Origin of the sequence: Dictyobacter aurantiacus (assembly GCF_003967515.1) — a bacterium.
Classification (GTDB): Bacteria; Chloroflexota; Ktedonobacteria; order Ktedonobacterales; family Ktedonobacteraceae; genus Dictyobacter; species Dictyobacter aurantiacus.
Genome location: NZ_BIFQ01000001.1, coordinates 3,521,679 through 3,547,763, shown reverse-complemented (window position 1 = coordinate 3,547,763; position 26,085 = coordinate 3,521,679). Strand labels below are relative to the sequence as shown.

Genomic DNA, 26,085 nt, shown 5'->3' with positions numbered 1-26,085 from the left:
ACTTTCTAGACCTTCCTACGGTTTTCCAGCATTTCCGGGCGCCTTCCACAGCCAGCGCACCGCATTGAGACGGGAAGGGGGCGACATCACATTGCGTCTGAGACGGCGATCCGCCTTGCGCGCACGGGCCTGCTCCCGATCCAGATCATCCAGCAGATCGAGAAAGTTATTGACGCTCTGCGCCACACCCTCAACCATCAAATAGCCTGATGGCTTCACAGCATCGCCCACCAGGTAGAGTCCCTCTACCTGCAGGCGCGACTGCACATCCTCCCCCTGGACCACTCGGTTGACCGGCCATTCTCCTCGATAGGTCCCCATAGTCAAGACCTGACAATGTTGATCAAAGGTCTCGCCAAACATGGAACGTAGATCGGCCAGCGCCAGAGCCCGTTCTTCCTCGACATTGTTACTCTGGATAACCTGGTGACTGATCAGCAGATGTTTTCCGGCGGGCGCGAGCGAAGGATCGCTGTTGGTCGGCTGCACCATGCCCGCGATGCGTTTGGTATCCAGGCAGTACATGATGCCTTTATGGGGGATCAACGAGACATCGCTGAGAATATGCACTTTCAGGCCGACCGCCTCCTGAACATCATCGGACGAGCGCGCGAGCGCGCTATGATCTTCAGCGTACTTCTGCTTGAGCACATCCGACTGCTTGATACGCCGCTGCTGCAATAAAGCATTGGTCGCGCGTGGTCCGATATCACTGACCACCAGTGGCGCTCGCAGCAACAGCTCTTCACCCGTGGTCTTATTTTTGACCAGAACGCCCGTGACGTGTCCCTGTTCCTGCTCGATGCCCAGAACCTCGGAGGAGAGCATAATCTCTCCGTCATAGGTCTCGATGATCTTTTCCAGTTGATGCGTGATCGCGCCACAGCCCCCCTCGACAATCGCGGGCGCCCCGAAGCGAAACATATTTTTCGTGGTGCGCACCACCTCAGCGGTACTGACCTGGCTGAGCTCAAGGCTCAAGGCGAAGCGGGAGATGCTAGCGAAAAAGGCCACCAGCTGGGGGTTGCGCTCAACATTGATATGGCGAGCAAGCCAGAGATCAAAGGGGAGCTGGCGCTCCTGCGCGCTTAACGGCCGGAAGAACATCAGATAGCCCAGGCGCAAAAACCAGGCGAACTGGCGTGGGCCCAAAAACCGGGCGACACCCAGCAGTCCACGCGAACGATACTGCCGACCATGCACGTGAAACGAGCCAAAGACATCGGCATCATAGAGACGATGGGGCACATTCAGACGGCGCAACATGTGCGATAGCACCCCACTACTACCAAAAGGAACCATATGGACCGCGCCTGTACTGACCTGGACGCCATGAAAATTCTTGGCGGTAAAACGGCCACCACTATGCGGCAGGCGCTCCACCACGACGACGTGTTTGCCGCGCTGCAAAAGATGGGCGGCACTGAGCAGACCTCCCAGGCCCGCGCCAATAATTATCGCATCGAAATGCTTTACTGTATGCGTGCTAGCCACCGCTTCAGGCAGAGGCTCGACACGTGACGGTGCTTGTTTATACATGAGATTTCCGGCAAGCTAGCAAAATTGCTGCACACTGACACCTGGCCATCCACGGGAGCCACCAGGTCCTATATAAAAATAGAGAGATCGCTGTAGATCATTACCAGGTATAAAGCAGCGGACAACCAGAAGAAATGAAAGGGCGGAGCCATATGTCCGCCCTGCAGAATATAAGAAAGACAGCGGTATGTGCTTACTTCTCTTCACCAATCAGGCTACGTAACAGGCTATTGCACTCGGCCATCGTGTTCAACACATTCTGATGAATCTGGAACACCTTATTGAGTTCGCGCGCCTTACGAGCCAGTTTGGTCACATACTCGATGTCGCGAGGATTATTCATCACGTCTTCCATTAACTGGAGGAGCTCGGCCCAGGCCAGCGCCTCTCGGCTCCTAGCAACATCGGCGATCATGCCATCCATACGATCGGAAACACGGCGGATACCCGAGCGCAGTTGATTGGCGGTCTGGCTCACCTCGGCATCGTGGTTGCGCATCGCGTCCTGCGTCGAATTGAACTGCTCCTGCAACGACATGATCTGCCCATCCAGGGAGGAGAGGGCGGCCATCAGGGCGCTCATATCGGGCATGGACGGGGAGGACAGCGCAGAAAAACGGCTGAACGTGACATTATCCGTTGCGGGAACAGGCGAAGAAGGGACCGCATATGGGGTCTTGTCGATGCTGGCGGGTGACGCGGGAGCAGGCTCCTCAGCCTCTTGCGCATCCATCTCTGGCGCGGCAGACTCTTCCTGAACGGGCACGGGCACGGGCATGGGCACGGGCTCATAGTGCGAGATCGGCGCCTCCTCCTCGGGAGCCGGTGTCGCGGGCGGCTCGACTGGCGCAGGTTCAGCCGCTGGCGCATTAGCATCGTACATAGCGGCGGGCTCGGCGCTATCCATCGCGGCCGTACCGTAATCATCGTTGTCCGAAATGGTACCATGCTCATCATCGCGCGTGCGATAGGTGAAATCTGGATTGGCGGAGATCCCCTGTGGCTCTGCAATAGTCGGCTGGTCCTCTACCTCGTTTGACTGTGTTCCATGCGCCCGGAAGAGCAATTCGTGCTCACCGATACCTACCTGGTCGCCATCCTGCAAAGCATACGGCGTAGCTTCTTCGAGCTGCTGTCCATTCACAAAGGTGCCATTAGCGCTATGCTCATCGTGCAACAGATACTGATTATTCTCATAACGAACTGTCGCATGGCGACGCGAGGTCAACTTATCCTTTGACAACAAAATATCACTGGTTGGAGCGCGACCAATCACGATTTCGGCCTTATCCAGAGGATACTCCTGGATCACATCACCGTTATCAGAGCGCAGAATAAACATAGCGGGCTCAGAGATTCTATCCATCGTGGCCTGCGCTGTTCCAGCTGGCTCACGTACAGTTGAAGCATCAGTGGCTGCGCCAAAGGCGGTTGGCGCGGCCGGATCGACACCACCCCAGGACTGACCACTGCCTGAAGCGGGACTCTGAGGAGCACCATTCCACTCATCGGGGGTCGCAACGGTAGCTTCGCCGATTCCTGGCTGAGCCTGCTGACCTGAAGAAGGTGAGGGAGTGGCAGGAAGCAGGCGATTACCACAATTCAAGCAGAAGTTGTCACCTTGCCGAGTCTCAGCCCCACAGTAGGGACACTTATCCATGATAAAAGTTCCTCCCAATTGGTATGCACGCATGAATATATATCGCGTACACGTAAAACTTCTGTCCATTATATCAGAAGTGTAAGTTGAGCGTCGAGTATAATGCTTTTTGACGAACAGTGTCCCACATTCCTCCCCCTGCTCCAATGAAGGCCAGATCCCGTTACAACCATGCCTCCTCATTCTTTTGGGAGTCCGCTCGGGTGAGAGTAAGAGTTCAATCTAAAGGAACGAAAGTATGTCCGATACAATCATTCCACTAATAGGACGAGCGGAATGGATAAATTTCACGGCTCAATTTTAAAAGAAGCTGGTCCCTATTTGGCCGGGGTCCAATCGACATCAGGTTGCAGGTTCTGGAAGAATTGCTGCAACGTAGCGGTACTCCCACGGGCTGAGAAAACGATATTCGTCTGATCGCGAATCCCATTACATAGCTGGATAGACTCCTGTCCCCCTGAAGTGGATGGAGTGCTGGTGGCCTTCGCATTGCCCGTTGAAGTAGATGATTGGGAAACGTTGCATTGAAATGTGACGTTTTTAACGCGCACAGGCGCCTGCGAAAAGCTCAACGCATTCTGATCAGGCAACACGTACGTAATCGTAAAGTTGCTGCCAAAGATAGGATCGCGCAACGAACCCGATACGTTCAGTAAACAGGTGCCGGCCGGTAATGTTTTGGGCAAATAAATGGTGAAACCCAGATTTTGCTTGACCGTATTCCAATCGGTAATCGTCTTTGGTTTATCGTCAGCCGGTCCAAGGTTGGTGGTTTTGGAAGCCACTGCCTGGGCATGGGACGAAGCCTGGTCACGGAAAATTTCGCTTGGCTTACCACACCAGTTCAAAGAATTCAGGGCGGCAGGAGCGGGGGTCGCCGTCGCACTCGCTCCGCCCGCGGACCTGGAAGTGTTATTGCTATCACCCGTACAGGCGCTGATAAATAGAGAGAGACAGAAAAGCAAACAGGCTAGATAGACCAGTGATCGCTTGCGCACATGCAGTGCGGCGACATTACGCCGCAAGCGTCGACCTCTTTGATACAAGAGAGACATCAGAAGCTCCTTAAACATAGCATATATTGCATTCTCAACCATCAAATCAATTCTTCCCGACCCAATCCCCTTCAGGCCACGCACTATTTTTATGGCGCTATTCTACATGAGAAAGAGAACTGTTACCGGTTTAGTATACTTTACACAACGAATGAGGGCTATGAGATAGCTCGCATTCTGGTACCAAATGCCTCAATTCAGCAAGAATATTCCCCTGGTTATAGGATAACAAGGGATACATACAGCATGCTCGTTCTGGCAACAGGTATAATGGTCTAGAGGTACGAAAGGAGGGCTTTACAGCGTTTTGATTTAATGCTACCATTACACTCTGCCGTCACGAGATTACTATCAGAGATTTATTTTTGTCTAAAAATACCTATGCACACAACTGATAACGTGCTCGGAGCGTATTAAAGAGCAAATTAAGACACTAGCTACAATAAACCAATCCCCAAAGGGGTGCTGCGTGTGAATGCAAAACAAATCTGGCAAACAGCTATTGAACGATTACGACCCAGGGTGAACTCTGCCGTTTTCACCACCTGGTTCCAGGGAACTTCGGCGCTCTCATTTCAAGATGGCGTCTTTATTATCCGTGTTCCCACCACTTTTGCGAAAGCGCAGCTAGAGACACGCTTTCAGGAACTCATTCGTTCTACGCTGATAGACATTACTGGCGGTCCAGTCGAGGTGCGCTTTGAAGTGACCAAAGAGCAACCAGCCGCATCTGATAATGGGGGCGATCAACCGCCGACCAGTCGCCCGTCCAAACGCACCTACCGCCTTGCCAAAGGACGCCTGTCCGCACCATTGCGTGGGAAGCGAGCGACCCCATCGGAGACAACGCCCGCGCTCAATTCAATGGCTCCATCTGCTCCACAAGACAATGCCTACCGTCAGAAGAAAGAGGACTATGGTATTCCACTTCGGCCACCGGTAAGCTACAAGCAAGAGCAAACGACGCCGACCGCTTCACCTTATGCCGCGCCCTATTCCGAAAAAAAGGGGACCGCGGAACCCATGCATAAGGAGCCGCCGTCCAGCCAGGAATATAGCCCGGTCCATCCCAGTGCCGAAGGCCTGTTGATGAATCCACGCTATACCTTTAGCGCCTTTATCGTGGGCAAATCCAATAAGCTGGCACACGCCACGTCTCTAGCCGTAGCCGAAAATCCGGGGCGTATTTATAATCCCCTCTTCTTATATGGGGGAGTCGGTCTGGGCAAGACCCATCTGCTACACGCGATCGGACACGCAGGCGAGAGCGCTGGTTTGCACGTTCTCTATACCACCTCTGAAAAGTTTACAAACGAGATTATTAACGCTATTCGCTTTCAAAAAACGGAGGAGTTCCGCTCCAAGTATCGCCAGATCGATATCCTGCTGGTCGATGATATCCAGTTTATCGCTGGCAAAGAGTCGACCGAGGAAGAGTTTTTCCATACCTTTAACTCGCTGCATAATGCGAACAAACAGATCGTGGTCACTAGCGATCGACCCCCCAAGGCGATCAGCAGCCTGCAGGATCGTTTGCGCTCACGCTTCGAGTGGGGCTTGTTGGCCGATGTCCAGCCACCCGAATACGAGCATCGCCTGGCCATTTTACGCTCAAAATGCGACTCGTTGCGCTTCACTGTACCGGCCAGCGTCATCGAATATATCGCGCGCCCAACCTGTAGCAGCGTGCGTGAGCTGGAGGGCGCTCTCAATCGCGTCATCGCCTACGCGACCCTGCATGATGCTCCGTTGACCATCAGCCTGGCGGCGCAGGCGCTGGAACATATTTATGACAAGAAGCCACCAGCTCCCTCAAACCTTACGGTGAACGACGTCCTGGATGGTATCTGCCGCTACTACAACGTCAATCAAGAGTTGCTGCGTGGCAAACAGCGCGATCGGGATATCGTCTGGCCACGCCAGGTGGCGATGTACCTGATGCGCGAAGAGACCAGCGCTTCACTCCTGCAGATAGGTACAGCCCTCGGCGGTCGCGACCATACAACCATCATGCATGGTTGGGAAAAGGTTCATGCCGAGATGGGCAATAATGATCAGGTGAGGCAAGAGATTGCCTCAGTTCTTGATTCTCTGCAGAATCGCTCTTTTTAATTACAGAAGTTCAGCGTGGGGGCGCTACGCCCCCAATCTTTTTTATTTATGAGAGGCATTCCATGCGTGCGCTACCGCGCACGCATGGAATGCCTCTCTTTTTGAACTTTCTACCTTTTGGAAGAGGTGGGACAACACCTGGAATGCGTGCGCTACCGCTCGCGTAGAATTTCTCTCTTTTTAGGTTTTCTATCTTTTGTGGGAGGTGGGGCAACGTCAGGGATGGGGGCACTACCGCTCGCATGGAAATTTGCTCTTTTTGTGCTTTCTATCTATTGTAGGAGGTGGTGCAGGAGCAGGAATGGGGGCGAATGCCCCCATTCCTGCTCCTGCACCACCTCCTACAATACAATTGAGCGCCGCAGGCGCGAGAACTGCGGTCTTCAGACACATACTCATGATAGAGATGGTGTATAATGAAAACCAAAAACGAGTACCCGTTACCCTTATTAGGAGCTACTTCGTATGCAACGACAACAACAACAACCTGCCAGTTACGATCTGCTGGCGGTCTTCCCCGATGAGGACAAGGCCGGGACAGCCTCGGACAAACTTAAAAAAGCTGGCTTTAAGGATGAGGAGATTCATCAACTTCCCGCTGGTATGGTTGGGAGCGGCCAGTTCCGCGAGCACGGTCCTAACCAGGCACGGGGCGATCTCTTCCTGCAGACACAGCGCTCAAAGCCTAATCCGGCCATTATCGTGCTGTTCGCTGTTTTATGTGGTCTGATCGTGACCGGACTGACCTTTGCCACCACCTTCGCGCTACCACATTTGCCAGAACCGACCACCCTGCTGGTTGGTGCCGCGGTTGGCCTGGTGCTGGGCGCTATCCTTGGTTCGCTACGGCGTGGACGTGTGCGAGGAGCCATCGGCCAGGAAACCAAAACACCCCCACCACCCTCACCCCGACAACTGGAGGGGAAGCTCAATGTAATCGCCCTGCGCTTTGATGATCCTGAAAATATCAGCCGCAATTCCCGGGCACGAGCCATCCTCCTCAATAATCAGGGTCGCATCGACCGTAGTGTGAGCCGCCAGGAATAAAGTGCTTCAAACAAAAAACATCCTGCTTCTGTGAGCGGGATGTTTTTTTTATAGGATTGTTAGCCAGGACACTAGTAAAATGCGTAACTCTTGGTTACAATAGATTTGGAATGCTTAAGAAGCCATCATACTGTTTACTAATGGAGAGGCTATCCATGTCCAAGGATCAATGGACTGTAACACGTTTCCAGGTAAGACCGGAGGAAGTCGTACTCGACCGTACCAAACTGCTTCCACCTTATAAAGTTATCGTCCATAATGATGACTATAACGAAATGAACTATGTCATCTTTGCTCTGGTACATGCCGTCAACACGTTGACCGTTCCAGAAGCAGAGCGCATTATGCTGACAGCACATCTGACCGGGCAGGCTATCGTTGTGGTTTGTCCCCGAGAGGTGGCTGAATATTACCAGGAACGATTATTAAGTTACAATCTTACAGCAACAATTGAACCAGAATAAAGAGAAAAGCGACCGGCAGGCCGCTTTTCTCTTTATTCTGGTTCAATTGTTGCATGCAAATGCCATGACCATTACTTGGGCAACCATTCTTAAGCGTCCATCGTATTACATGTGCAATAGCAAACACGCAGGTATAACGCAAGGTTTATCACGCGGTTCTGTGATCTCTTAATTAACCAGTACGGAAGTACCTGTACCAGTTTGCTTTATTGACGTTACTCACCCGGAAAGATAGAATGCTTAGTCGCTCGGATGTCATACCATGCATGCTGTTTTTTATTTGTACAAAAAACTTTTGGGAGACGTTCGCTGAGATTAGCTGACACTGAAGGTGCCAGATGATGCTGTTATATCACGCTCCATCAGGAGGGGAGAAATCATGGTTCACTTATGGGGTTCCAAAACCAAAGAAGAGACTGAGATCAGCAAATCAGCTCTAGGTGAATGTGCTGCAGGCGCGATTGCTGTCGTCATTAGCGGCGAAAAGCTTGACGCCAATCTTGTCTATCTTGGTTGCCAGATGGCAAAAGGAGCCAAACGTAAGGTCCATCTCGTTCATGTCATCGAAGTGCCACGTGCATTGCCACTAAAAGCCGTCCTTACCCAGGAATCCGAACGCGCGGACCAGATGCTCAATTCAGCTATGACGATTGCTGATCGCGTGGGTTGCGAAGCAGTTGCTGAAGTTGTGCAGGCGCGTGATGCGGGTCCCGCCATCGTTGATGAAGCGAGAGATCACAATTGTGCATTGTTGTTAATCGGTCTGATGCGCCATAATGGGAAGAGTCAAAGTGAACTAAACAAAACCGTCTCATACGTGCTGGCGAACGCGCCCTGCCGCGTCTGGCTGGTGCAAGATCCACCGCCGGAGAACGCGGCGCATCAATAAGCGTCTATACGCACGTATGGCATATAGATATCCATAGACCATTAGTAGACGAGAGTTCTACCTCATCGTAGTTGTCAGGGGAGACATGACTGTCTCCCATGCATGCTCCTCACGATCGTAAAAGCACGCTTTTGAAAAGATGCAGTACAATCAGTCTTAAGAGGGAACTGAACTGAAGGGAATTCGGGCTTTTTCCAGAGGGAACTGATACGTATATAGCTATGTATACGTATTACTAAGTGTAACTGCAATTTGAAACACATCTAATAGACAGTGTGTTGGGGGAGAAATTATGATGAAAGATGACTCAAACAATCAGAGCCAGGTGGAACTCCCAGTAAGAGATTACTATAAAGCGCTTCATCAGGCGGCACTCACTATTTCGTCAAGCCTGGAGCTTGACCAAGTCTTACAGAGCGTTGTGATCAGTATCACGGAAGCGATGCAGGTAAAAGCCTGCGCATTGCGTCTCCTGGACCCCGATACGGGACAATTGCAGTTGAGCGCGGTAAATGGGTTGAGCAACGAATATCTGTCCAAGGGCCCGGTCAACGTTGGCAGTAGTCCCATTGATAGCGAGGCGCTCAAAGGCTCTCCTATCTACATCCCCGATGTACGCATCGATCCTCGGTTCCACTATAAAGAGGCCGCTCGCCACGAGGGGCTGGTTTCGGTGCTGTGTGTGCCATTGGAGGTACATGGCAGCGCTATTGGCGTTATGCGCGTCTATACGGATAAACCAACCGATTTTATGGAAGACGACATTCAATTCCTGTCGGTGCTGGCCAGCCTGGCCGCCCTGGCCATTGAAAACGCCCGCCTCTATGAGAATATTCGTAGCTCTTATCATGGAGTCATGAATGCCTTCTGGGGCACCCATGTCTCCCTGTAAATGCGTAAATGATATACACGGTGGCACTGCCCTATGGCGCGATCCGTGTATTGGTTAGATAGGGTGAAGTAAATTGTGTAAACTCTCCAGCTCGCCGGCCGGGGACCGGGAAGAGGCGGGCGGAGAGTGGTTTTTGGTAGCGAACTGCCAGGGTCGCGACATCCATTAACAGATGAGCGATATGCTCCGGTGTGCTATCACCCGCCAGGGGAATAGTATCTAATCCCGTTCCACAAACCGCTGAATAGAGCAAGAGCTGATGGGCATTCACAATACCTTCCGCCCAGCGCTGTCCCAGGACCGCGTCCTCCAGAACCGGCAACATCAGACCATTATAGCCGCAGGTGGGCAGAGAGGTACTCTTCAAGGCCGAGGTCAGGGCCGCGGCCACCGCCAGGGTACCTGGCGCGCCTAGCTGGCCATAGCCGCATAGCTCCATAGCCCGCACAATGCTCACGTCACCCATAGGAGCTGGCGATAGATCAATCCCACCAAACTGCAGAGCAGCGTCGCGGGCTACGTGTTGCCCCAGTGTCACAATAGGACGCACCCGTTCCTCAAGCACTGTGCTGACGCTCTCGCTGACCTGGTTGAGGTCCAGGGCCCTCTGCCCATCCGCCTGCAACGTCTGCAGCGCCTCGGTAATCAGGGGCGCGCCCTGCAGACCTATGCTCAGACTGGCCGGACCCGCGTGGTAGGCGGCCGGGAAAAAGGGACTGCCCGGAGCGACGCAGGCTAGCATGGCAAAGCGGAAGTTGCCAAAGCCTTCCGGCGTCTCATGGGCCAGGCGCAGCATCAACTGCGCGATGGGCAGCGCGGCCTCCGCGCGCATGCCATGCTCGGCGTCCGCCAGACTCACCGTGGCGCTCAGCGCATTGGTGGCGATCAAGATGTCGCCCAGCAGACGCAGACGATCCAGCGGAAAAGCCGGACGCGCGGCGAACGCGGTCCCCAGAGAACAATATTCTATTCCCAGCTCATTCAGCAATAGCTGCCGCTCCTGCACATACTCAAGAACGGCGTGCGCGGGCCACTCGGCCAGGTCATCAAACAGGGGACGCGTTGAGAGCCGTAACGTCTGCAGCTCATAGCCCGCATCCTCATACCGCAGGCGCGCGCGCTGCAGGGTCCGCCACGCATCCACCAGGGTCTGGTGTTCTATTGGATGGGCCTGAGCGATGCCCAGTGTCATAGTTCGAATCGTTGGTAACGACATATACTTCCTCACTTCCAGGTCTGGCTACCTTTTCTACGAAGGCATTATAGCATTCTCAGCATTAGCAAGCGTGCATTATTTAATACCCTTATTATATCTTGTGATGTGTAAGCCATAGCATGACACTTATTATTTGACAGGACATTTTTTAGTATGTCAGAATATACGAATAGATAAATGTGTTTATACCGGAAAAAGAGTAATATTTGAACGGAGGACGCTGATGTTCCACCAGATACTCACCCCGGTCGCTGGGAACCTCTTTCTCTCACTCATCGTTGGTTTTATCCCCATTATTGTCGTACTCGTATTACTGGGTATCGTGCGCCGTCCCGCCTGGCAGGCCGCACTGGCCGGTTTGATCATTGGACTGCTCATCGCCATCCTGGTCTGGCAGATGCCCATCCAGCAGGCGGCCAGTTCTACCCTGAATGGATTCGCGTTCGCGCTGTTTCCCGTGATGTGGATCGTCTGGAATGCGATGTGGCTATATAATATCGCGGTACGCTCCGGCAAGTTCGAACTGTTTCGACGCTGGATGGTCTACAATGTGCCGCCGGATAAGCGCATTCTGCTCCTGATTGTTGGTTTCAGCTTTGGAGCGCTGATGGAGGGTGTGGCCGGCTTCGGAACGCCGGTCGCGATCGGCAGTGCTCTGCTGATCGCCCTCGGCTTCCCCGCTCTCGAAGCGGTTACCCTGACCCTGATCTTTAACACGACCCCGGTCGCCTTTGGGGCGCTGGGAGTGCCAATCACCACCCTGTCCAGTGTCACCGGTCTACACGCCGGTCCTCTGGCGGCGATGGTGGGTCGACAACTACCATTCTTCGCCCTGTTTTTACCCTTCTATGCCATGGTCGTCTTCACCGGCTTCCGCAGTCTGCGCACCATCTGGCCGGCCGCCCTGGTGGCTGGACTCTCCTTCGCCCTGATGCAGTTTACGATCTCAAACTTTGTGGGACCAGAGCTGCCGGATGTGCTGGCCTCTCTCTTCTCACTGATCTGCGTCATCCTCTTTGTGCAGGTCTGGAAACCGCGCGACATCGAGCAGTATCGCGCCACCTTCGCACCCGTCGTAAAAGGCATCGACACCGGTGGCAACGAGGTCGAAGCGGGTATTGAGGCGGCCGACGTAGCGCAAGAGGAGGACCGCGGCGGCGGAGCAGGGAATGCGACCCAGAAGCCGACCACGCAGGAAGCCATTCTGGCCTGGCTCCCATGGCTACTGGTAAGCATCATCGTGATCGCCTGGACCTTTTTAAAGGTTCCCACCCTGGGGGCGCTGAATATCCACTGGGCCGGCCTGGATAAGCAGATCTTCCTCACCCTCTACAATAAGCCCTATGCCGCGATCTATGCCTTCCAGCCACTCGGAACAGGCACGGCCATTTTATTGACCGTCATCGTGACCGCGCTCGTAATGATCGCCACCGGATCAAGCGCCAGCATCATCTGGCTGTCCCTGGTCGATACCTGGCGCCAGCTACGTTTCCCAATCCTCACAGTCATGCTGATTATCGGACTGGCCTATCTGTACAACTACTCCGGCATGTCATATACGCTGGGCCTGGCCATCTCCAAAGTTGGCTTTATCTTCCCCTTCTTCTCGGTCTTTCTGGGCTGGATCGCCTGCTTCCTGAGCGGAAGTGATACCTCCAGCAACGCCCTCTTTGGCAATCTCCAGGTGGTAGCGGCGCGGCAGCTAAATCTCAGTCCCGTACTGATGGCGGCCAGCAACAGCAGTGGCGCCGTCATGTCGAAGATGATCAGTCCCCAGAACGTCAGCACCGGCGTATCGACCACGGAACTGAATGGGAAAGAGGGCCTGATCATCCGGCGTACCTTTTTCCACAGCATCATTCTCGCGACCATCCTGGGCATCATTGTGATGATCCAGCAATACCTGATTCCGGGCATTATCCCCCATTAAGCACAAATATCCATCTGAAAGCGTGGGAAGGGTCGGGTCAAACCCGGCCCTTCCCACGCTTTCAGATGAACCCAGAATTCCTCGCGATCTTGACGAAATTATGTTCTTCCCGTACACTTTCAGCATACCGAGCAAATAAGGGGGAAGTGTACAAACATGCAAATTCACGAGGCGAATCATCAGCAGCCCAAAGAGGTCAGACAGCGCCAGGAGTGCTTTCTATGTACGCTTGACCCTAAACAGCCCTGTCATACTCCCCAACTCTCCGGACGGCTGGTAGCAGCCCAGGAACGCCAGCAGCAGGGGGAGCGCGTTCCGATCATCACGCTGGATACCGGCACCGAACGCGTCGAGGTGCAGCTAGAGGACAACTATTACCGCAGCCTGGTCAAGGAGATTAAGGATCGTGCCATCGCTCCTTACACGTTGAAGGTTCAGTTCTATCATCTGCCACATGAGCCGGTGGTGATCGAATATAAAAATGGCACGCGGCGACGCTATCAGGGCAACTCCTATACCCTGGCCGTGCTGGAATCAGACATCCTGCTGAACATCACCGCCCTCAATCAGGCCGAATATTGTACGCGTCAGTATCTGCTGAACCGGCTCATCCCGTCCTCCGCCAACTCGGCGACCATTCGCGGAAACATCGTGCACTACTGCTTCAAGGAGCTACTCAAAGAACATGATCGCGGCACCTTTACTGGCGACACGCAACAACCACAAGAGACCGAGACGCCACTACAGGTGATGCAGCGACACCTGGACCAGGCCCTTGATCTCAACAGCATCGATATCGCCCTGGCAGATGTTCCGGTTGAGACGATGCGCTCGGATGTGCAGCCGCACCTCGAAAGCCTGGCGCGCTGGTACGAGAGTGAAAGCAATACACTGTGGACGTTGCCCGGTGTCGTCGCCGATGACCAGCAGGCGGAGGTCGGCAACCAGGTGCGGGCCGAGACGTTCCTGCTGGCGCCAGAGATCGGTCTGCGCGGCCGCCTGGATATTTTCTGGCAGCAGGCCGGTCAGCAGCGGTTGCTGGAACTGAAGACCGGCGGTGCCAGTGGAGACCTGCCGAAGCGCGACCATCGCTGGCAGGTGCTGGGCTATCATGCGCTGCTGGCGGTACGCCGTCAGTCAAAGATGAAGCGCGCCTTTGCCACCTTGCTCTATAGCGGCACACCGGGAAAGGCGCAGTCATTTGGCATTCGCGCCAGTATCCGTGAGATCCAGCGCGTCAACGAGACGCGTAACAATCTGATCCTCAACCACGTCACCGGCATCCCGTCAGCGCCACCGGGACCTTCGCGCTGCAGCAAATGCGCCATGCTCGAACATTGCCAGACGGTTTCAGCGCTCCTACAGTGGCAGCCACCGGAACCCACCAGGCCAGAAAGCTCCGACCAACCAGCGGTCAGCGGGTTAGAAAAAGAGGGTACAACCCTGCCAACCAGGATGCCCCGCACGATTCTTCCAGCCGAGCGCGCCTTCTTCAGCAAATACTATCACCTGCTGCAGATTGAGGGGCAGGCGGGAGAGCAGCAGCAGGCTCTGCTCTGGCTGACACCGGTCGAAGAGCGTATCGAACGCGGCAGCGCGATCCAGGGACTGACACCGGTCGAGCCGCCAGAGATCCAGAGCGATGGCTGGTCCCTGACCTTTCGCTGCGCCAATACCTCCGAGCTACGCGAGGGTGACGAGATTCTGCTTAGCGATGGCAATCCGGTCGCGGGCGAAGTGGTCAGCGGCACCATTACCGCCATCAGTGCTGAACATGTCAGCGTCTGGACGCGTGAGTTGATCGCGCAGCCACAGCTCATCGACCGCTACGACAACGATCTTGTCCATGTGCGCACGCTACAAAATCTGGTGCGATGGCACCACGTTCCCTCGCATATGCAGGACCTGGTGGCTGGCAAGATACGCCCCCGCTTCATGAATGAGGAGATCACCGGTCGCGCCGACTTCAATCGCGAGCAGAATCTGGCCGTGCTGCGAGCGCTGCAGATGAAGGATTACCTGCTCATCCATGGTCCTCCCGGCACCGGCAAGACCAGCGTCATCGCCGAAATCGTGAAACGTCTGACCGACCAGGGCCAGCGTATTATGCTGGCCGCCTTCACCAACCAGGCCGTCGACAATATGTTAAAGAGGCTGCAGCGGGAAGGCTTTACGCAGTTCCTACGACTAGGCAGTGAGCGCAGCGTCAGCGATGAGATTAAGCCCTGGCTGCTCAAAGAGCGGCTCAAGATCGCACAACAGGCGCTGGCCAGAGGCGAGAAGGTAAAAGATGATCCATTTCATCCCAATCCATCTTACCAGGATCTCGTCTTTGATATGCTGTATACTACACCCGTAGTAGCCTCGACAACCGCCACCTGGTCTTCGGATAAATACACACCCAACACGGGTAGCAGCGGCGACGCGGGCAACACCAACGTGGGCTTCTCCTTCGATGTCGCCATCATCGACGAGGCCGGTCAGCTGACCATTCCGGCTATCCTGGGTGCTCTGCGTTTCGCGCGCCGCTTTATCCTGGTCGGAGATGAAAAACAACTCCCACCGCTGGTGCTCAGTCCGGAAGCCAGCGAAGCGGGCCTGGCCGACTCGCTCTTCAGCTTTCTGAAGCAGCGAAACGATGAATATATGCAGCAGCATCCACTCGATGTCAGCGCCTGCGTGCCACTGCTGACGCAGTATCGCATGAACAAGTGGATCTCAAACTTTTCATCCACCGTCTTTTACGAAAAGCAACTGGAGGCCCATCCTTCGGTGGCCAATCGTCGTCTGCCCCCCATCGCGGCATCGCGCCTGCTCCAGTTGCAGAAAACGGAGCAAGAGGCGGTCCACAAAGCGCTGGACCCCAGATTTCCGCTGGTCTTCTGGGATGTGCGAGATCAAGAGGCCAGTCCCGAAGCCAAGCAAAACAACGCGGAGGCGAGAGCCGTACGCGAGCTGGTAGCTGGATTGCTGGCGCGTGGCATCCAGCCGCAAGATATCGGGATTATCGCCCCCTACCGGGCGCAGGTCGCCAATATCCGTCGTCACCTGTTCGCCACCCATCCCGAGAGCAACTGGCAGGCCCTGCCAACCGATACGGCTTTGAGCGTTGATACCGTGGACCGTTTTCAAGGGGGTGAGCGCCTGGTTATGATCATATCGTTCGCCACCAGCCATGAACCGGCCAGCGAAAGTCAGCGTCGCCAGTTTCTGATCAATCCGCATCGCCTGAATGTGGCCCTGACACGCGCACAGCGCAAGCTTATCCTGGTTGGCTGTGTGCCAGCGCTCGCAAACCTGCCAACCTTTTCGCGCCTGATCACTTATTGCAGGAGCATGAATACCTTGCTAGCCGAACCGGTCGTAGTCACCGCCCGCTAGCAGGCCAGCACGGCCGATGGCATGACATTACAGGGAATTCAGATCAACCAGGCCCTTCTTCATGGCATAGATAACCAGCTGGGCGCGATCGTAGACGGCCAGCTTATGGTAGATGTTGCTGATATGGTTGCGCACCGTCTTCTCGCTCACCTCCAGGATGCGCGCGATCTCCTTCACCACCAGTCCTTGCGCGATCAAGATGATCAGCTCACGCTCACGCGCGGTCAGGCTATCATCTTGCGGCCCCTCCTCGACATCCTGCTTGCTCTGTGCCTGATAAGACAGCGCGGCTGATGTAGAGAGAGGCATTGGAACATCCATATTCAGACGTGTACCCTGGCGAGGCATACTTTCAATGGTGATACGCCCACCCAGCATCAATACACGTTCGCGCAGGCCATATAATCCCTGGTGCCAGCCATGTGCTGAGCCAACCGAAGCAAAAGCGCCAACCATCCCTACCCCATCATCACAAACATGCATATGCAGGCAGCCCTCGGACCCATACAGATGCACAACGATCGTCGAAGCTTCGGCATGTTTACATACATTGATGATAGCCTCGCGCACAACCTGATAGAGGTTGGAGGCATACTCAACAGGCAATTGATGCGGCCAGTTATTACATTCGAAAGTCACGTGATAGCCCGCGTCCTGCATGCTTTTGAGCATCGCCAGGATATGCTCAATAAAATCGAAGTTTCCCATCACCACCGGACGCATGCCGTTCAACGTCTGGCGCAGAGACAGCAAGCTATTACGAGCCAGCGTATACCAGTTCTCGACATTCTCGCTCAACTCAGGGTCAAAAAACTGCTGGGCACGAAACTGCTCAAGATCGGTCACCAGAGCAACCAGAGACTGGACAACACCATCGTGCAGCTCGCGTGCAAGGCGACGGCGCTCCTCATTTTGCGTCACATAAACATCGGAAAACCCGGTAACGTCTAGCATCATTCTCTCTCTTCCTCCGCATACCACATTGCTACCGTGATGACTTACTGGTTATCGCTACGTCTACCTCACCACCAGCAATCCCAACCGGCAAGGAGCAAAATATACATTAGTACATATAACAACTCGCATATATATTATAGTGATTCATCACCCATCCGTGGGCAAACCTCATCTTTATCCATGACAAATGTCCTATTCCATTCTATTTTCATCCCTAGAAACCGAAATGTCACGTTTGGGCATGGTCATACATCATCCCTTTGATAGGGATCGGGGGCGCCGAGTGCCCCCGATCCCTATCAAAGGGATGATGTATGACCCCGTCACCCTAGGGGTGCGTGAGCTCAGAACGTGTCAGACTTGCGTCGTGTGCGCCATCTTTCCTCATGAGCTTTTGATTTCGGCGAGCTCACCATCTTTTTATATGTTGGTGCATCGGGTGCGCAGATGCGCACCCGATGCACCAACATATAAAAACCAGCGCGGCTGCGCAGCGGCCGCGCGTGCGGGGGAGCGCACGTGCCCCCAGGGTGACGAGAGTCAGACACACTCCCAAAAAAATCGGGCCGCCGCGCATGCGGCCGCCCGAAATCCTTTGACAAATCCTTCCTGTTCGGTATATATTACAGGCAAGATAATCCTACTAGTTTACTCGGAATAGGGAACCAATAGGGTTGAAAAGATCTGAAAATGTATGGTAAACTGGGCGAGCCACCAGAGTCAGAATTGAGTGCAGAAAGCTTCTTTTCGCTCCATATAGCATGTGGCACCTGAGCAGAAGCTCTATGGATGGGCCCTGTTCCTGACCTGAGTATAATATAAATCCTTACGTTTTCATATGTTCGGAAAGGCAGCTACATCCAATGGCAGAAATTAATGAAGCAGAGCTCATGGACGCGCTCCGTGAGTGCTATGATCCGGAGATACCGGTTAATATTGTTGACCTCGGACTTGTCTATGGGCTGGACATCAATAACGAGACGGGCAACGTCGACGTTACGATGACGCTTACCGCGCTGGGATGTCCCATGGCAGGCGAGGTAATGTCAGAGGTCGAGATGCGTGTGAGACAGGTGGAAAATGTCAAAAACTGCAAAGTCGAGCTGACATTTGATCCACCCTGGTCACCAGATCGTATGACTGAAGATGCTAAATGGGAACTGGGGATGATTTAGCCAGTTACCGGTATACTAGAAGAAAACGAGCATGCTTTTCTGCGAACAGAAGGCATGCTCGTTTTCTTGTATAAAGCCATTTAAGCGTTCCCAAAACCTGTAATGTGATTATGTGGCGCTCTGTACAATGTGGGTAGGAGGTTGATGATGGAATTTGAGGCCAAGTCGAACACAGGACTATTAAAAACAGCAGACAAGCATAGATTTTCAAAAATCACACTGGCAATCGCGACGGCACTACTTCTGGTGGTGGGTAGCAGCACCTTGATCGGATATAAGATCGTGTATCACCCCTATATCCTGCGCATACAGGGTACAGCGACATCTATAGCGCGCATTCAACAGACGGTACATGTCAGAGCCACACATGCCGCGCAAATCTCAGCGACCCTGATAGCCCAGGATAGGGCAACGGCCACAGCGGTCGCCCGCCATCAAAACAATTATGACCTGGTCACCAGTTCGTTCCCCAGCATTAATGACGACCTCCACAATCCGGATATCTATAACTGGGATACCGGTTCGGGCTGTACTTTCAACAATTCCACCTATAATGTCACGGTCGCTGAAAAAGGCTTCTTCCTACCCTGCATCGCTAAAAATACCAGCCTGAGCAACTTTGTCTATCAGGTAGATATGAAGATTATCAGCGGTGATGCTGGTGGCCTGATTATCCGCTCTCATGGCGATAACTCGCAATCCTATATTTTCGTAGTAGGGCAGGATGGAAGCTACAGCATCTACTACTATTCCGGTGAAAATAGGAAAGCCGCCCAGACGCTAGCGGATGGATATAACAGCCAGATTATCACAGGCTATAGACAGGTCAATACGCTGGCGGTACTGGCCAGTGGAAGCTCACTGGATTTCTATATCAATAGAAAATACGTTACCAGCGTCATCGATACGACGTTGAGCAGTGGACAGATCGGGGTGCTGGCCAATAATTATAAACGCTCAACACTGGTTGCCTACTCTCACGCCAGGGTCTGGAAACTCTAGCAGGGACCGAGAATGCCCTGCTGCAACGTATGATAGGAGAGTTGTTCATGTACAATTGCCCTCAATGCGGGAACATGCTATCGCCAGGAATGACGCGCTGCCCCTATTGCCATTGGAACCTGGCGGCAACCATCAATGAAGATCCCTATCATACATCCTACGCTGGCCCAGGAGGGGCACCACCATCGGGTTACGCCGTCCCCGACGAAACCGACTATCAATCCGAAGCCGCGCGCGCCCATCATTATATGGTCGCGGTGGCTTCAGCCCCAACGATCCAGACACATGAGGTACAGCAGCACAAAATAGTGATCGGCATTATGCTGGGGGCTATCATGCTACTGGCCCTACTCCTGATAGCCAGTGGCGCTAGCCTGCTCTATTATACAAAGGTCACTCGCCCAGCCCAGCTGCATACCCAGGCCACCGCGATCGCTTATGCCAACCATCTCGTTACCCTCCATCACAAAGCAACGGCACAGGCGCTGGCTACCCAGATTGTCCAGGCCACCCAGGCAGCAATCAGACAGAAAAAAGCGGCATCAACAGCCGCCGCGCAGGCGACGGTTCAAGCACAGGCGACCACAACGGCCCTGCAAAACCTCTATACCATGAGCACCCGGAGCCGACCGGCTATCAGCGCACCCTTGTTGTTTGAAACGGGTCAGAAATGGGACATCTATCCGACCAGGGATGGTGGGGGGTGCGCGTTTACCCCGGATGGTCTGCATAGCAGCGTCTTCAAAACTGGTTCTTATGCTCCCTGCTTCGCCCATGCCACCCGATTCCGCAACTTCGCGCTAGAGATGCAAATGAGGATCGAAAAAGGCGACGAGGGCGGCATCATTTTTCGCTCCACGAACCACGACAAAAGCTTCTATAGCTTTCGGATTGATCGCTCTGGTGTCTACGGCCTGATTCTCACCAGGGGCGACGGCTACGCCATCCCCCTGATCTATGATCAAAGCCCGTTCATTAAAACAGGGATTGGCAGGACGAACACCCTGACGATCATTGCCAGAGATGACAATATCTACCTCTACATCAACAGACACTATGTGGGGAGCGCCAGCGACAACAGTTATAGGATCGGCACGATCGGGATCATGGCTGTCAATCGTCAGCATGCAACGGTCGCCAGCTTTAGTAATCTACATATCTGGCGCTTATAGTTATCTCGGTGGAGATACATAAAAAAGGGAAGTACCACCTGAAGCGTGTTGCGAATAGTACTATATCCAAATAGCTTAGCTGGTATATATATTGGTAAATGCACAATAATCATATAAAATAGAGTTGTTGATTTCGCAGCATCAAAAAGTGGAGACATTGTCATGAACTGTCCATCGTGTGGATTATATTTACCCAACCCGGTCTATCGATGCCCAGGCTGTAGCCAGCCAGTATCCGCCAACTTTTTATCGGCGGGAATGCGGCAGAGGGAAATATCATCCACTGCATCGACAGCCGCATCCCGGCAACTATTCCAGCCACCGACAGGCCAGCCCTTGCAGCCATCATCTATATCAACATGGGAGATCTAACATGATGGATTCAGTTAGGCCCATATGGCCGCCGCCACCGCGCTCTCGAAAACGCCGCTCACTGCCTGGGATGATCAGTTCGCTACTGGCCGCCATCCTATGCATATTGCTGGTGATCAGCGCGCTGGGACTGCTCGTCTTTGAGACCACAACCCACTATAGAGGCGCCCTCCGGCGTACCGCGACGGTAGAGGCGCAGCAGACCAGCAGCGTGCAGACGACGGCCCAGGCCAGGGTGCAGGGAACGGCTCAGTATTTTCAAAATGCCCAGGCACAGATCGAGGCGACAGCTACCGCCGAAGGCAACCTGGCAGCCGTCGCCACCCAGGGTGTTATGGATGCCACGGCCACAGCCACCGCGAACGAGAATCGATACCAGAACAGCACAGACGGCAAAGCCACCATCGATGATCCGATGACCGACAATAGCAGAAGCAGCAAATGGGATAGCGGCAACGGGTCCACCGATACGGGATGCACATTTAGCGGCGGGACCTACCATGCCAGCGAGGCTCAGTTTATGTATCTACAGCCCTGTATTGCGCGCGCTACCAACGTAGCGCAACTCGCCTACCAGGCCGATGTCACCATTGTCAAAGGGAACCTGGGACAGGCAGGGCTGCTCTTCCGTGTCGATGGCGCCAACAGCGCCTACTATTTTTTTCACGTTGGCAGCAACGGCACCTACGCACTCGATCTCTACAATGGGGCCAGCGGCAATGTCCTCCTGCAAGGAAGCAGTGCAGTGATTAACAGCGGCTTCAACAACATGAATCAGTTGATGGTGCTTGCCGACAAGGATACCATAACGATCCTGATCAATGGCCACTATCTGGGCGAGATCACCGACAATAGCCTGGGCAGCGGCAAAATCGGGGTTGGTGTGATCGACAATGGCACACCTGTCGATGCCACCTTTGCCAATGTGAAGGTCTGGAAGTACGAGCAGAAATAGACGTTAACGGGCGGTGGTTGACGCCGCCATCCGCTGCCTGGCCTGGTACTTGCGAATCGAGCAGAGCGCGCACATGGCCAGCAGCAGCAAGAGAGGTTCGATCGGCGCGCGAAAGCGCGGAATACCATACAGCACCACATTCTCCCCGATTGCCGACAGCAAGATCAAATACACCAGCAATAGCTCACGCCAACGCCTCCGGCTGGCGATCAATCCCCAGGCCGCCAGCAGAAAAACCGGAACAGGAAAGGCGTTCATCAATACCAGAACGATGCGGCTGGATAGTTGATCCGGGAAACGATCCGTAGGCAGATCGGCCTCATGCGCGGCCGGGATCCACATATTGAGGGCGTGGGCAATCAGCAATCCTGGCATCTCCCCCAGGTGCGTCTGCATCCATTGCAGCGACTTCGCTTTATAGAGGTCCTCCCTCTTCATCTCGCAACGAGCATCACATGTATAGAGGGGAAAGGCGCCCGACACCTCGGGCACCGAGCGCAGGGGATTCGACCACGTCATCTGATCCCATGGCTTCCGGGCGACCTGGTTATTGTATGAACCCAGCAACACGGTCCCATCACCGGTCGCGACCGGCACAAAGCGTTGCGACACCAGGTAGTTGCGCAGCGTCCATGGCCCGATCAGCAACAGCGCGATCAATGGGATGATCACAGCCACGCGCCAGGCGAATCTCCAGCTAAACACCCGCTGCCGGCCCAGGATCAATGCCCAGACTACGATCAGTCCCCCTACTAGCAAGCCATTCGGCCGCGCCAGTGCTAGCAGAGCGAGCAAAACGCCAGCGAGTATAATCAGTCCTACACCACGATCGCGCTGCAGACGATAGAGCACATAGCCCAGGGTCGTTAACAGAAAGGTGTAGAGCGTCTCCGAATAGAGCCAGCCGGTGTAGATGTAGAGTCCCGGATAGAGGGCGGCGACAATGCCAGCTAGCATGGCCAGGCGGCGCGTATGCAAGAAATCGCGCACCCATAGATAGATAATGAGGCAGGTCGCGGCATCCAGCACGCACAACAAGAGGCGCGCGGAAAGATTGTTAGAGCCAGACACGAGGGAGAGCAGGCCGATCAGTAGCGGCCAGAGCGGCGCCCGGTAGACGGTAGGGATATTACCATGCAGGCAGAAGCAGTGCGCCTGCACCAGGTGCAGACCAATATCGCGATACTGCTGAGAATCACGAGTTGGAACATAGTGCAGCGCCACAGTAAAATTATAGACAACTCGTACCAGCAAGGCCAGCACAAATACAATCGCCGCCTGGCGATCCGGCCACCAACGCATTAGCTTCATAATTCTCTACTTGCTCTACTTCAATAGAAACATTGTACCATTTTAAGCTGGGGCAAGCCCAGCACCTACGAGGGCTTATTCTTGTTTTTTGTTATGTTGTCTTTTTGGCAAAATTTGATGGATAAAAAATATGTCAAGCTGGTTGACAAATACAAGGGTAACTGCTATGCTGAAACACATATATTACATACAATAAATGGGCAATGAATGGGACAAGTAGCTCTTAGCATAAAGGGACAGAGAACTGCGGGTCGGTGCGACGCAGTCTATGCGAGAGGGAAATCCACCCGGGAGCCCACGCGCTAAGCGTCAACGGATGCCTCCGTTATCGGGCCGCAATGAGTTCCACTGCCTCTGTGCAGGCATTGGAAAAAATAAGGTGGCACCACGATTTTGCGCATTCAGCGTCGTCGTCCTTGAGTAGGACGCGGCGTTTTTTTTATTGCTTGTCGATTGCGTGGTCCACAGATTCGGTGGAGGCACGCGGGAGAAAGAGGAGAAAAAAGAGCATGCTTGATCTTACATTTATACGTAGCAACCCCGACGTGGTCAAGGAGGCTGCACGGCTCAAAAACAATTCGATCGATATTGATGCTCTGCTGGCATTAGATCAACAGGTTGTCGCCCTACAGCATGAGGTAGAGGAGACGCGTGCCAAACAGAATCAGCTCTCGAAGGGAATCCAGCAGGCGGCTAGAGAGAAGAATGTCGAGCTGCGCAACAACCTGATCGCGGAAGGTAAGAAGCTGGCCGAATTCATCAAGGCCAAAGAACCAGAGCTGAATCAGCTGACGGAAGAGCGCTATAACATGCTGCTGCTGGTCCCAAATATTCCGGATCCCAGCACCCCGGTTGGAAAAGATGAGAGCGAGAACGTTCCGTTTAAATATTGGGGCGAGCTACCCGAATTCGATTTTCCGGCGCTGGACCACTATGATCTGATGCTTAAGCATAATCTGGTCGATATCGAGCGGGCAGTGAAGGTAGCCGGATCGCGCAGCTATGTGCTGCGTGGGGATGCCGCCCGGCTGGAACTGGCTCTGATTAACTTTGCGATGGACAAAATGGCGCGCAAAGGCTTCACGCCACTTATCGTCCCTTCGATGGCCCGCGACTTCGCCTTTATCGGCAACGGCCAGTTTCCTAAGGGACGCGACCAGGTCTATGAGCTAAAGGATCAGGATCTCTTTCTGGTAGGGACGGCAGAGGTATCGATCACTGGCATGTATAAAGATGAGATCCTAAAAGGCGAAGAACTGCCACTGAAGTTTGTCGGCTATAGCCCCTGCTTCCGTCAGGAGGCGGGCACCTATGGCAAGGATACGCGTGGCGTCTTCCGCATTCACCAGTTCAACAAGGTTGAGCAATACATCATCTGCAAAGCGGATCACGAGGAGTCGGTCTTCTGGTTTGAGCAGCTGCTTCAGAACGCCGAGGAGCTCATACAGGAACTGGAGCTTCCCTATCGCGTGGTTAATGTCTGTACCGGCGACATGGGTGATGGAAAAGTTGGCATGTATGATATAGAATGCTGGGTACCAAGCGAAAAACGTTATCGCGAGACCCACTCGTGCTCGTACCTGCATGACTGGCAGGCACGGCGGGCGAATCTGCGCTATCGCGACGCGGAGGGCAAAGTCAAGTTTGTGCATACGCTCAACAACACGGCCATCGCCTCGCCGCGCATCCTGATTCCACTGCTGGAGACACACCAGCAGGCCGATGGCAGCGTCCGCATTCCCGAGGCCCTACGCCCATTTATGGGAGGGCAAGAATTCATTGGCCGCCCGGTACCAGCCCACTCGTAACGAAAGTGCGGGCGATCCTGCTGCAGCAGGATCGCCCTGCGAGAGGTCGGCCGGGTCGACCGCCTGTATGAGAAAGAGAAGAGGCAATGGACCCAATTAATCTGTTTGATTATGAGCAACTGGCACAACAGCGTTTGCCCGCGGTAATCTGGGACCACATTCAGGGCGGTAGCGATGATAGCCTCACGGTACGCGCCAACCGCCAGGCTTTTGAGCGCCTGCGACTACGTCCGCGCGTGCTGGTTGATGTCAGTGTCATCGAGACCCACACTACTGTACTGGGAACTCCGATCCAGCTGCCGATTCTCGTCGGTCCAACCGCCGGTCATATGCTGGCTCATCCAGAGGGTGAATGCGCCACCGCCCAGGCGGCGGAACAGGCTGGCACCATCATGATTGTCAGCGGCTTCTCTTCACGTACCATCGAGGATATCCGGGCCAGCACACAGGGTCCTCTCTGGCTCCAGCTCTACAGCTACCATAGTCTGGAAGTAACCGGCCAATTCGTACAACGGGCCACCGCCGCCGGTTACCAGGCCATTATGCTAACGGTCGACACCGCCCACCTGGGCCACCGCGAACAGGACATCCGCAACAACTTTCAACGCTCCCGCTTTGTCCCGCTGGCCAACTTCATCGATAATGACGTCAGCGAGACGCCCCTGCGCCACCTGGTAGATACCTGGGAGACCGTGGATTGGCTGCGCACAATAACCCACCTCCCAATTATCCTCAAAGGAATTTTAACGCCTGAGGACGCCCTGCTGGCACTACAACACGGCGTGTCCGGCATCGTGGTCTCAAATCATGGTGGACGGCAGTTGGACGGGGCCATCACCAGCATCGAAGCGCTGCCAGACATCGTGCAGGCGGTCAATGGCGGCTGTGAAGTCTACCTGGACAGCGGCATCCGACGCGGCTCCGACGTATTGAAGGCCCTGGCCCTGGGCGCGCGCGCTGTCTTGATTGGTCGCCCGGTTTTCTGGGGACTGGCCGTCAACGGCGGGGCGGGGGTCCACCACGTGCTTGAACTGCTCCACGCCGAATTGACGATGAGCATGGCCCTGGCCGGACGACCCACGCTGTCCTCGCTTGATCCCTCCCTGATCAAAATGCCCGAGCGGCGCGTGTAGCCTGGAGAACAGCTG

At 54.3% G+C, this 26,085-nt stretch carries 19 protein-coding genes and 1 other annotated feature; of the genes, 13 read left to right on the top strand and 6 right to left on the bottom strand.

The genetic code is table 11. The annotated features are described in order from the left end of the window. Window positions 1-15: 15 nt before the first annotated feature. From KTT_RS14380 to KTT_RS14370, 3 genes are all read right to left on the bottom strand, one after another. Window positions 16-1,539 carry a phytoene desaturase family protein gene (locus tag KTT_RS14380; protein WP_126596628.1) on the bottom strand — a complete coding sequence of 508 codons (1,524 nt, stop codon included), beginning with the start codon at window positions 1,537-1,539 and terminating at the stop codon, window positions 16-18. A gap of 193 nt (window positions 1,540-1,732) precedes the next feature. Further along, window positions 1,733-3,199: an FHA domain-containing protein gene (locus KTT_RS14375; protein ID WP_160145864.1), complete on the bottom strand. Its 1,467-nt coding sequence runs from the start codon at window positions 3,197-3,199 to the stop codon at window positions 1,733-1,735. Window positions 3,200-3,516: 317 nt separating this feature from the next. After that, on the bottom strand, window positions 3,517-4,254 hold the full coding sequence (locus KTT_RS14370; RefSeq protein ID WP_126596626.1) for a hypothetical protein: 738 nt from the start codon (window positions 4,252-4,254) through the stop codon (window positions 3,517-3,519). A gap of 471 nt (window positions 4,255-4,725) precedes the next feature. On the opposite strand from KTT_RS14370, the gene dnaA reads away from it, so the two are divergent. The 5 genes from dnaA to KTT_RS14345 all read left to right on the top strand — a co-directional run bounded on the left by dnaA (window position 4,726) and on the right by KTT_RS14345 (window position 9,658). Beyond that, on the top strand, window positions 4,726-6,366 hold the full coding sequence (gene dnaA, locus KTT_RS14365) for a chromosomal replication initiator protein DnaA (RefSeq protein WP_160145863.1): 1,641 nt from the start codon (window positions 4,726-4,728) through the stop codon (window positions 6,364-6,366). 465 nt (window positions 6,367-6,831) lie between these two features. Then, window positions 6,832-7,413: a hypothetical protein gene (locus tag KTT_RS14360; RefSeq protein WP_126596624.1), complete on the top strand. Its 582-nt coding sequence runs from the start codon at window positions 6,832-6,834 to the stop codon at window positions 7,411-7,413. A gap of 155 nt (window positions 7,414-7,568) precedes the next feature. After that, window positions 7,569-7,877: an ATP-dependent Clp protease adaptor ClpS gene (locus KTT_RS14355; RefSeq protein WP_126596623.1), complete on the top strand. Its 309-nt coding sequence runs from the start codon at window positions 7,569-7,571 to the stop codon at window positions 7,875-7,877. Window positions 7,878-8,256: 379 nt separating this feature from the next. Beyond that, the gene (locus tag KTT_RS14350; protein ID WP_126596622.1) at window positions 8,257-8,766 is read left to right on the top strand and encodes a universal stress protein; all 510 of its coding nucleotides are present in this window, start codon (window positions 8,257-8,259) and stop codon (window positions 8,764-8,766) included. A 292-nt stretch (window positions 8,767-9,058) separates the two neighbouring features. Next, window positions 9,059-9,658, top strand: a complete 600-nt coding sequence (locus KTT_RS14345; RefSeq protein WP_126596621.1) for a GAF domain-containing protein — start codon at window positions 9,059-9,061, stop codon at window positions 9,656-9,658. Window positions 9,659-9,689: 31 nt separating this feature from the next. On the opposite strand, the gene KTT_RS14340 is transcribed toward KTT_RS14345, so the two are convergent. Beyond that, on the bottom strand, window positions 9,690-10,874 hold the full coding sequence (locus KTT_RS14340) for a DUF711 family protein (protein ID WP_126596620.1): 1,185 nt from the start codon (window positions 10,872-10,874) through the stop codon (window positions 9,690-9,692). Between the two features lie 223 nt (window positions 10,875-11,097). Here KTT_RS14340 and KTT_RS14335 point away from each other — a divergent pair, with 223 nt between their 5' ends. Both KTT_RS14335 and KTT_RS14330 read left to right on the top strand, forming a co-directional pair. After that, the gene (locus KTT_RS14335) at window positions 11,098-12,804 is read left to right on the top strand and encodes an L-lactate permease (RefSeq protein ID WP_126596619.1); all 1,707 of its coding nucleotides are present in this window, start codon (window positions 11,098-11,100) and stop codon (window positions 12,802-12,804) included. Window positions 12,805-12,960: 156 nt separating this feature from the next. Further along, window positions 12,961-16,185: an AAA domain-containing protein gene (locus KTT_RS14330; RefSeq protein ID WP_126596618.1), complete on the top strand. Its 3,225-nt coding sequence runs from the start codon at window positions 12,961-12,963 to the stop codon at window positions 16,183-16,185. Window positions 16,186-16,212: 27 nt separating this feature from the next. Here the strand turns inward: KTT_RS14330 and KTT_RS37100 are convergent, their stop codons facing one another. Further along, entirely contained in the window at window positions 16,213-17,142 is a 930-nt protein-coding gene (locus tag KTT_RS37100) for a helix-turn-helix transcriptional regulator (protein WP_126596617.1), read from the bottom strand. Between the two features lie 863 nt (window positions 17,143-18,005). Between KTT_RS37100 and KTT_RS14320 the strand changes: the two genes are divergently transcribed. The 4 genes from KTT_RS14320 (at window position 18,006) to KTT_RS14305 (ending at window position 21,818) form a co-directional block, all read left to right on the top strand. Then, entirely contained in the window at window positions 18,006-18,317 is a 312-nt protein-coding gene (locus KTT_RS14320; RefSeq protein WP_126596616.1) for a metal-sulfur cluster assembly factor, read from the top strand. Window positions 18,318-18,461: 144 nt separating this feature from the next. Then, window positions 18,462-19,319 (top strand): hypothetical protein, encoded by an 858-nt coding sequence (locus tag KTT_RS14315; RefSeq protein WP_126596615.1) that lies wholly within the window; start codon window positions 18,462-18,464, stop codon window positions 19,317-19,319. Between the two features lie 74 nt (window positions 19,320-19,393). Continuing rightward, window positions 19,394-20,491, top strand: coding sequence for a LamG domain-containing protein (locus KTT_RS14310; protein ID WP_126596614.1), 1,098 nt, complete (start codon window positions 19,394-19,396; stop codon window positions 20,489-20,491). 373 nt (window positions 20,492-20,864) lie between these two features. Continuing rightward, entirely contained in the window at window positions 20,865-21,818 is a 954-nt protein-coding gene (locus tag KTT_RS14305; protein WP_126596613.1) for a hypothetical protein, read from the top strand. A 3-nt stretch (window positions 21,819-21,821) separates the two neighbouring features. Here the strand turns inward: KTT_RS14305 and KTT_RS14300 are convergent, their stop codons facing one another. Then, complete coding sequence (locus KTT_RS14300; RefSeq protein WP_126596612.1) at window positions 21,822-23,129, bottom strand: glycosyltransferase family 39 protein; 1,308 nt, start codon at window positions 23,127-23,129, stop codon at window positions 21,822-21,824. A gap of 194 nt (window positions 23,130-23,323) precedes the next feature. Beyond that, window positions 23,324-23,550, top strand: a binding site (T-box leader). 88 nt (window positions 23,551-23,638) lie between these two features. Between KTT_RS14300 and serS the strand changes: the two genes are divergently transcribed. After that, window positions 23,639-24,937 carry a serine--tRNA ligase gene (gene serS, locus KTT_RS14295; protein ID WP_126596611.1) on the top strand — a complete coding sequence of 433 codons (1,299 nt, stop codon included), beginning with the start codon at window positions 23,639-23,641 and terminating at the stop codon, window positions 24,935-24,937. A gap of 86 nt (window positions 24,938-25,023) precedes the next feature. Further along, the gene (locus KTT_RS14290) at window positions 25,024-26,070 is read left to right on the top strand and encodes an alpha-hydroxy acid oxidase (RefSeq protein WP_126596610.1); all 1,047 of its coding nucleotides are present in this window, start codon (window positions 25,024-25,026) and stop codon (window positions 26,068-26,070) included. Window positions 26,071-26,085: the final 15 nt, after the last annotated feature.

Excerpts from the sequence above, each read along its gene's own strand:
- KTT_RS14380 (WP_126596628.1), bottom strand. The coding sequence starts at position 1,539 with ATGTATAAACAAGCACCGTCACGTGTCGAGCCTCTGCCTGAAGCGGTG.
- KTT_RS14375 (WP_160145864.1), bottom strand. The coding sequence starts at position 3,199 with ATGGATAAGTGTCCCTACTGTGGGGCTGAGACTCGGCAAGGTGACAAC.
- KTT_RS14370 (WP_126596626.1), bottom strand. The coding sequence starts at position 4,254 with ATGTCTCTCTTGTATCAAAGAGGTCGACGCTTGCGGCGTAATGTCGCC.
- KTT_RS14360 (WP_126596624.1), top strand. The coding sequence starts at position 6,832 with ATGCAACGACAACAACAACAACCTGCCAGTTACGATCTGCTGGCGGTC.
- KTT_RS14355 (WP_126596623.1), top strand. The coding sequence starts at position 7,569 with ATGTCCAAGGATCAATGGACTGTAACACGTTTCCAGGTAAGACCGGAG.
- KTT_RS14350 (WP_126596622.1), top strand. The coding sequence starts at position 8,257 with ATGGTTCACTTATGGGGTTCCAAAACCAAAGAAGAGACTGAGATCAGC.
- KTT_RS14345 (WP_126596621.1), top strand. The coding sequence starts at position 9,059 with ATGATGAAAGATGACTCAAACAATCAGAGCCAGGTGGAACTCCCAGTA.
- KTT_RS14340 (WP_126596620.1), bottom strand. The coding sequence starts at position 10,874 with ATGTCGTTACCAACGATTCGAACTATGACACTGGGCATCGCTCAGGCC.
- KTT_RS14335 (WP_126596619.1), top strand. The coding sequence starts at position 11,098 with ATGTTCCACCAGATACTCACCCCGGTCGCTGGGAACCTCTTTCTCTCA.
- KTT_RS14330 (WP_126596618.1), top strand. The coding sequence starts at position 12,961 with ATGCAAATTCACGAGGCGAATCATCAGCAGCCCAAAGAGGTCAGACAG.
- KTT_RS37100 (WP_126596617.1), bottom strand. The coding sequence starts at position 17,142 with ATGATGCTAGACGTTACCGGGTTTTCCGATGTTTATGTGACGCAAAAT.
- KTT_RS14320 (WP_126596616.1), top strand. The coding sequence starts at position 18,006 with ATGGCAGAAATTAATGAAGCAGAGCTCATGGACGCGCTCCGTGAGTGC.
- KTT_RS14315 (WP_126596615.1), top strand. The coding sequence starts at position 18,462 with ATGATGGAATTTGAGGCCAAGTCGAACACAGGACTATTAAAAACAGCA.
- KTT_RS14310 (WP_126596614.1), top strand. The coding sequence starts at position 19,394 with ATGCTATCGCCAGGAATGACGCGCTGCCCCTATTGCCATTGGAACCTG.
- KTT_RS14305 (WP_126596613.1), top strand. The coding sequence starts at position 20,865 with ATGATGGATTCAGTTAGGCCCATATGGCCGCCGCCACCGCGCTCTCGA.
- KTT_RS14300 (WP_126596612.1), bottom strand. The coding sequence starts at position 23,129 with ATGAAGCTAATGCGTTGGTGGCCGGATCGCCAGGCGGCGATTGTATTT.
- serS (WP_126596611.1), top strand. The coding sequence starts at position 23,639 with ATGCTTGATCTTACATTTATACGTAGCAACCCCGACGTGGTCAAGGAG.
- KTT_RS14290 (WP_126596610.1), top strand. The coding sequence starts at position 25,024 with ATGGACCCAATTAATCTGTTTGATTATGAGCAACTGGCACAACAGCGT.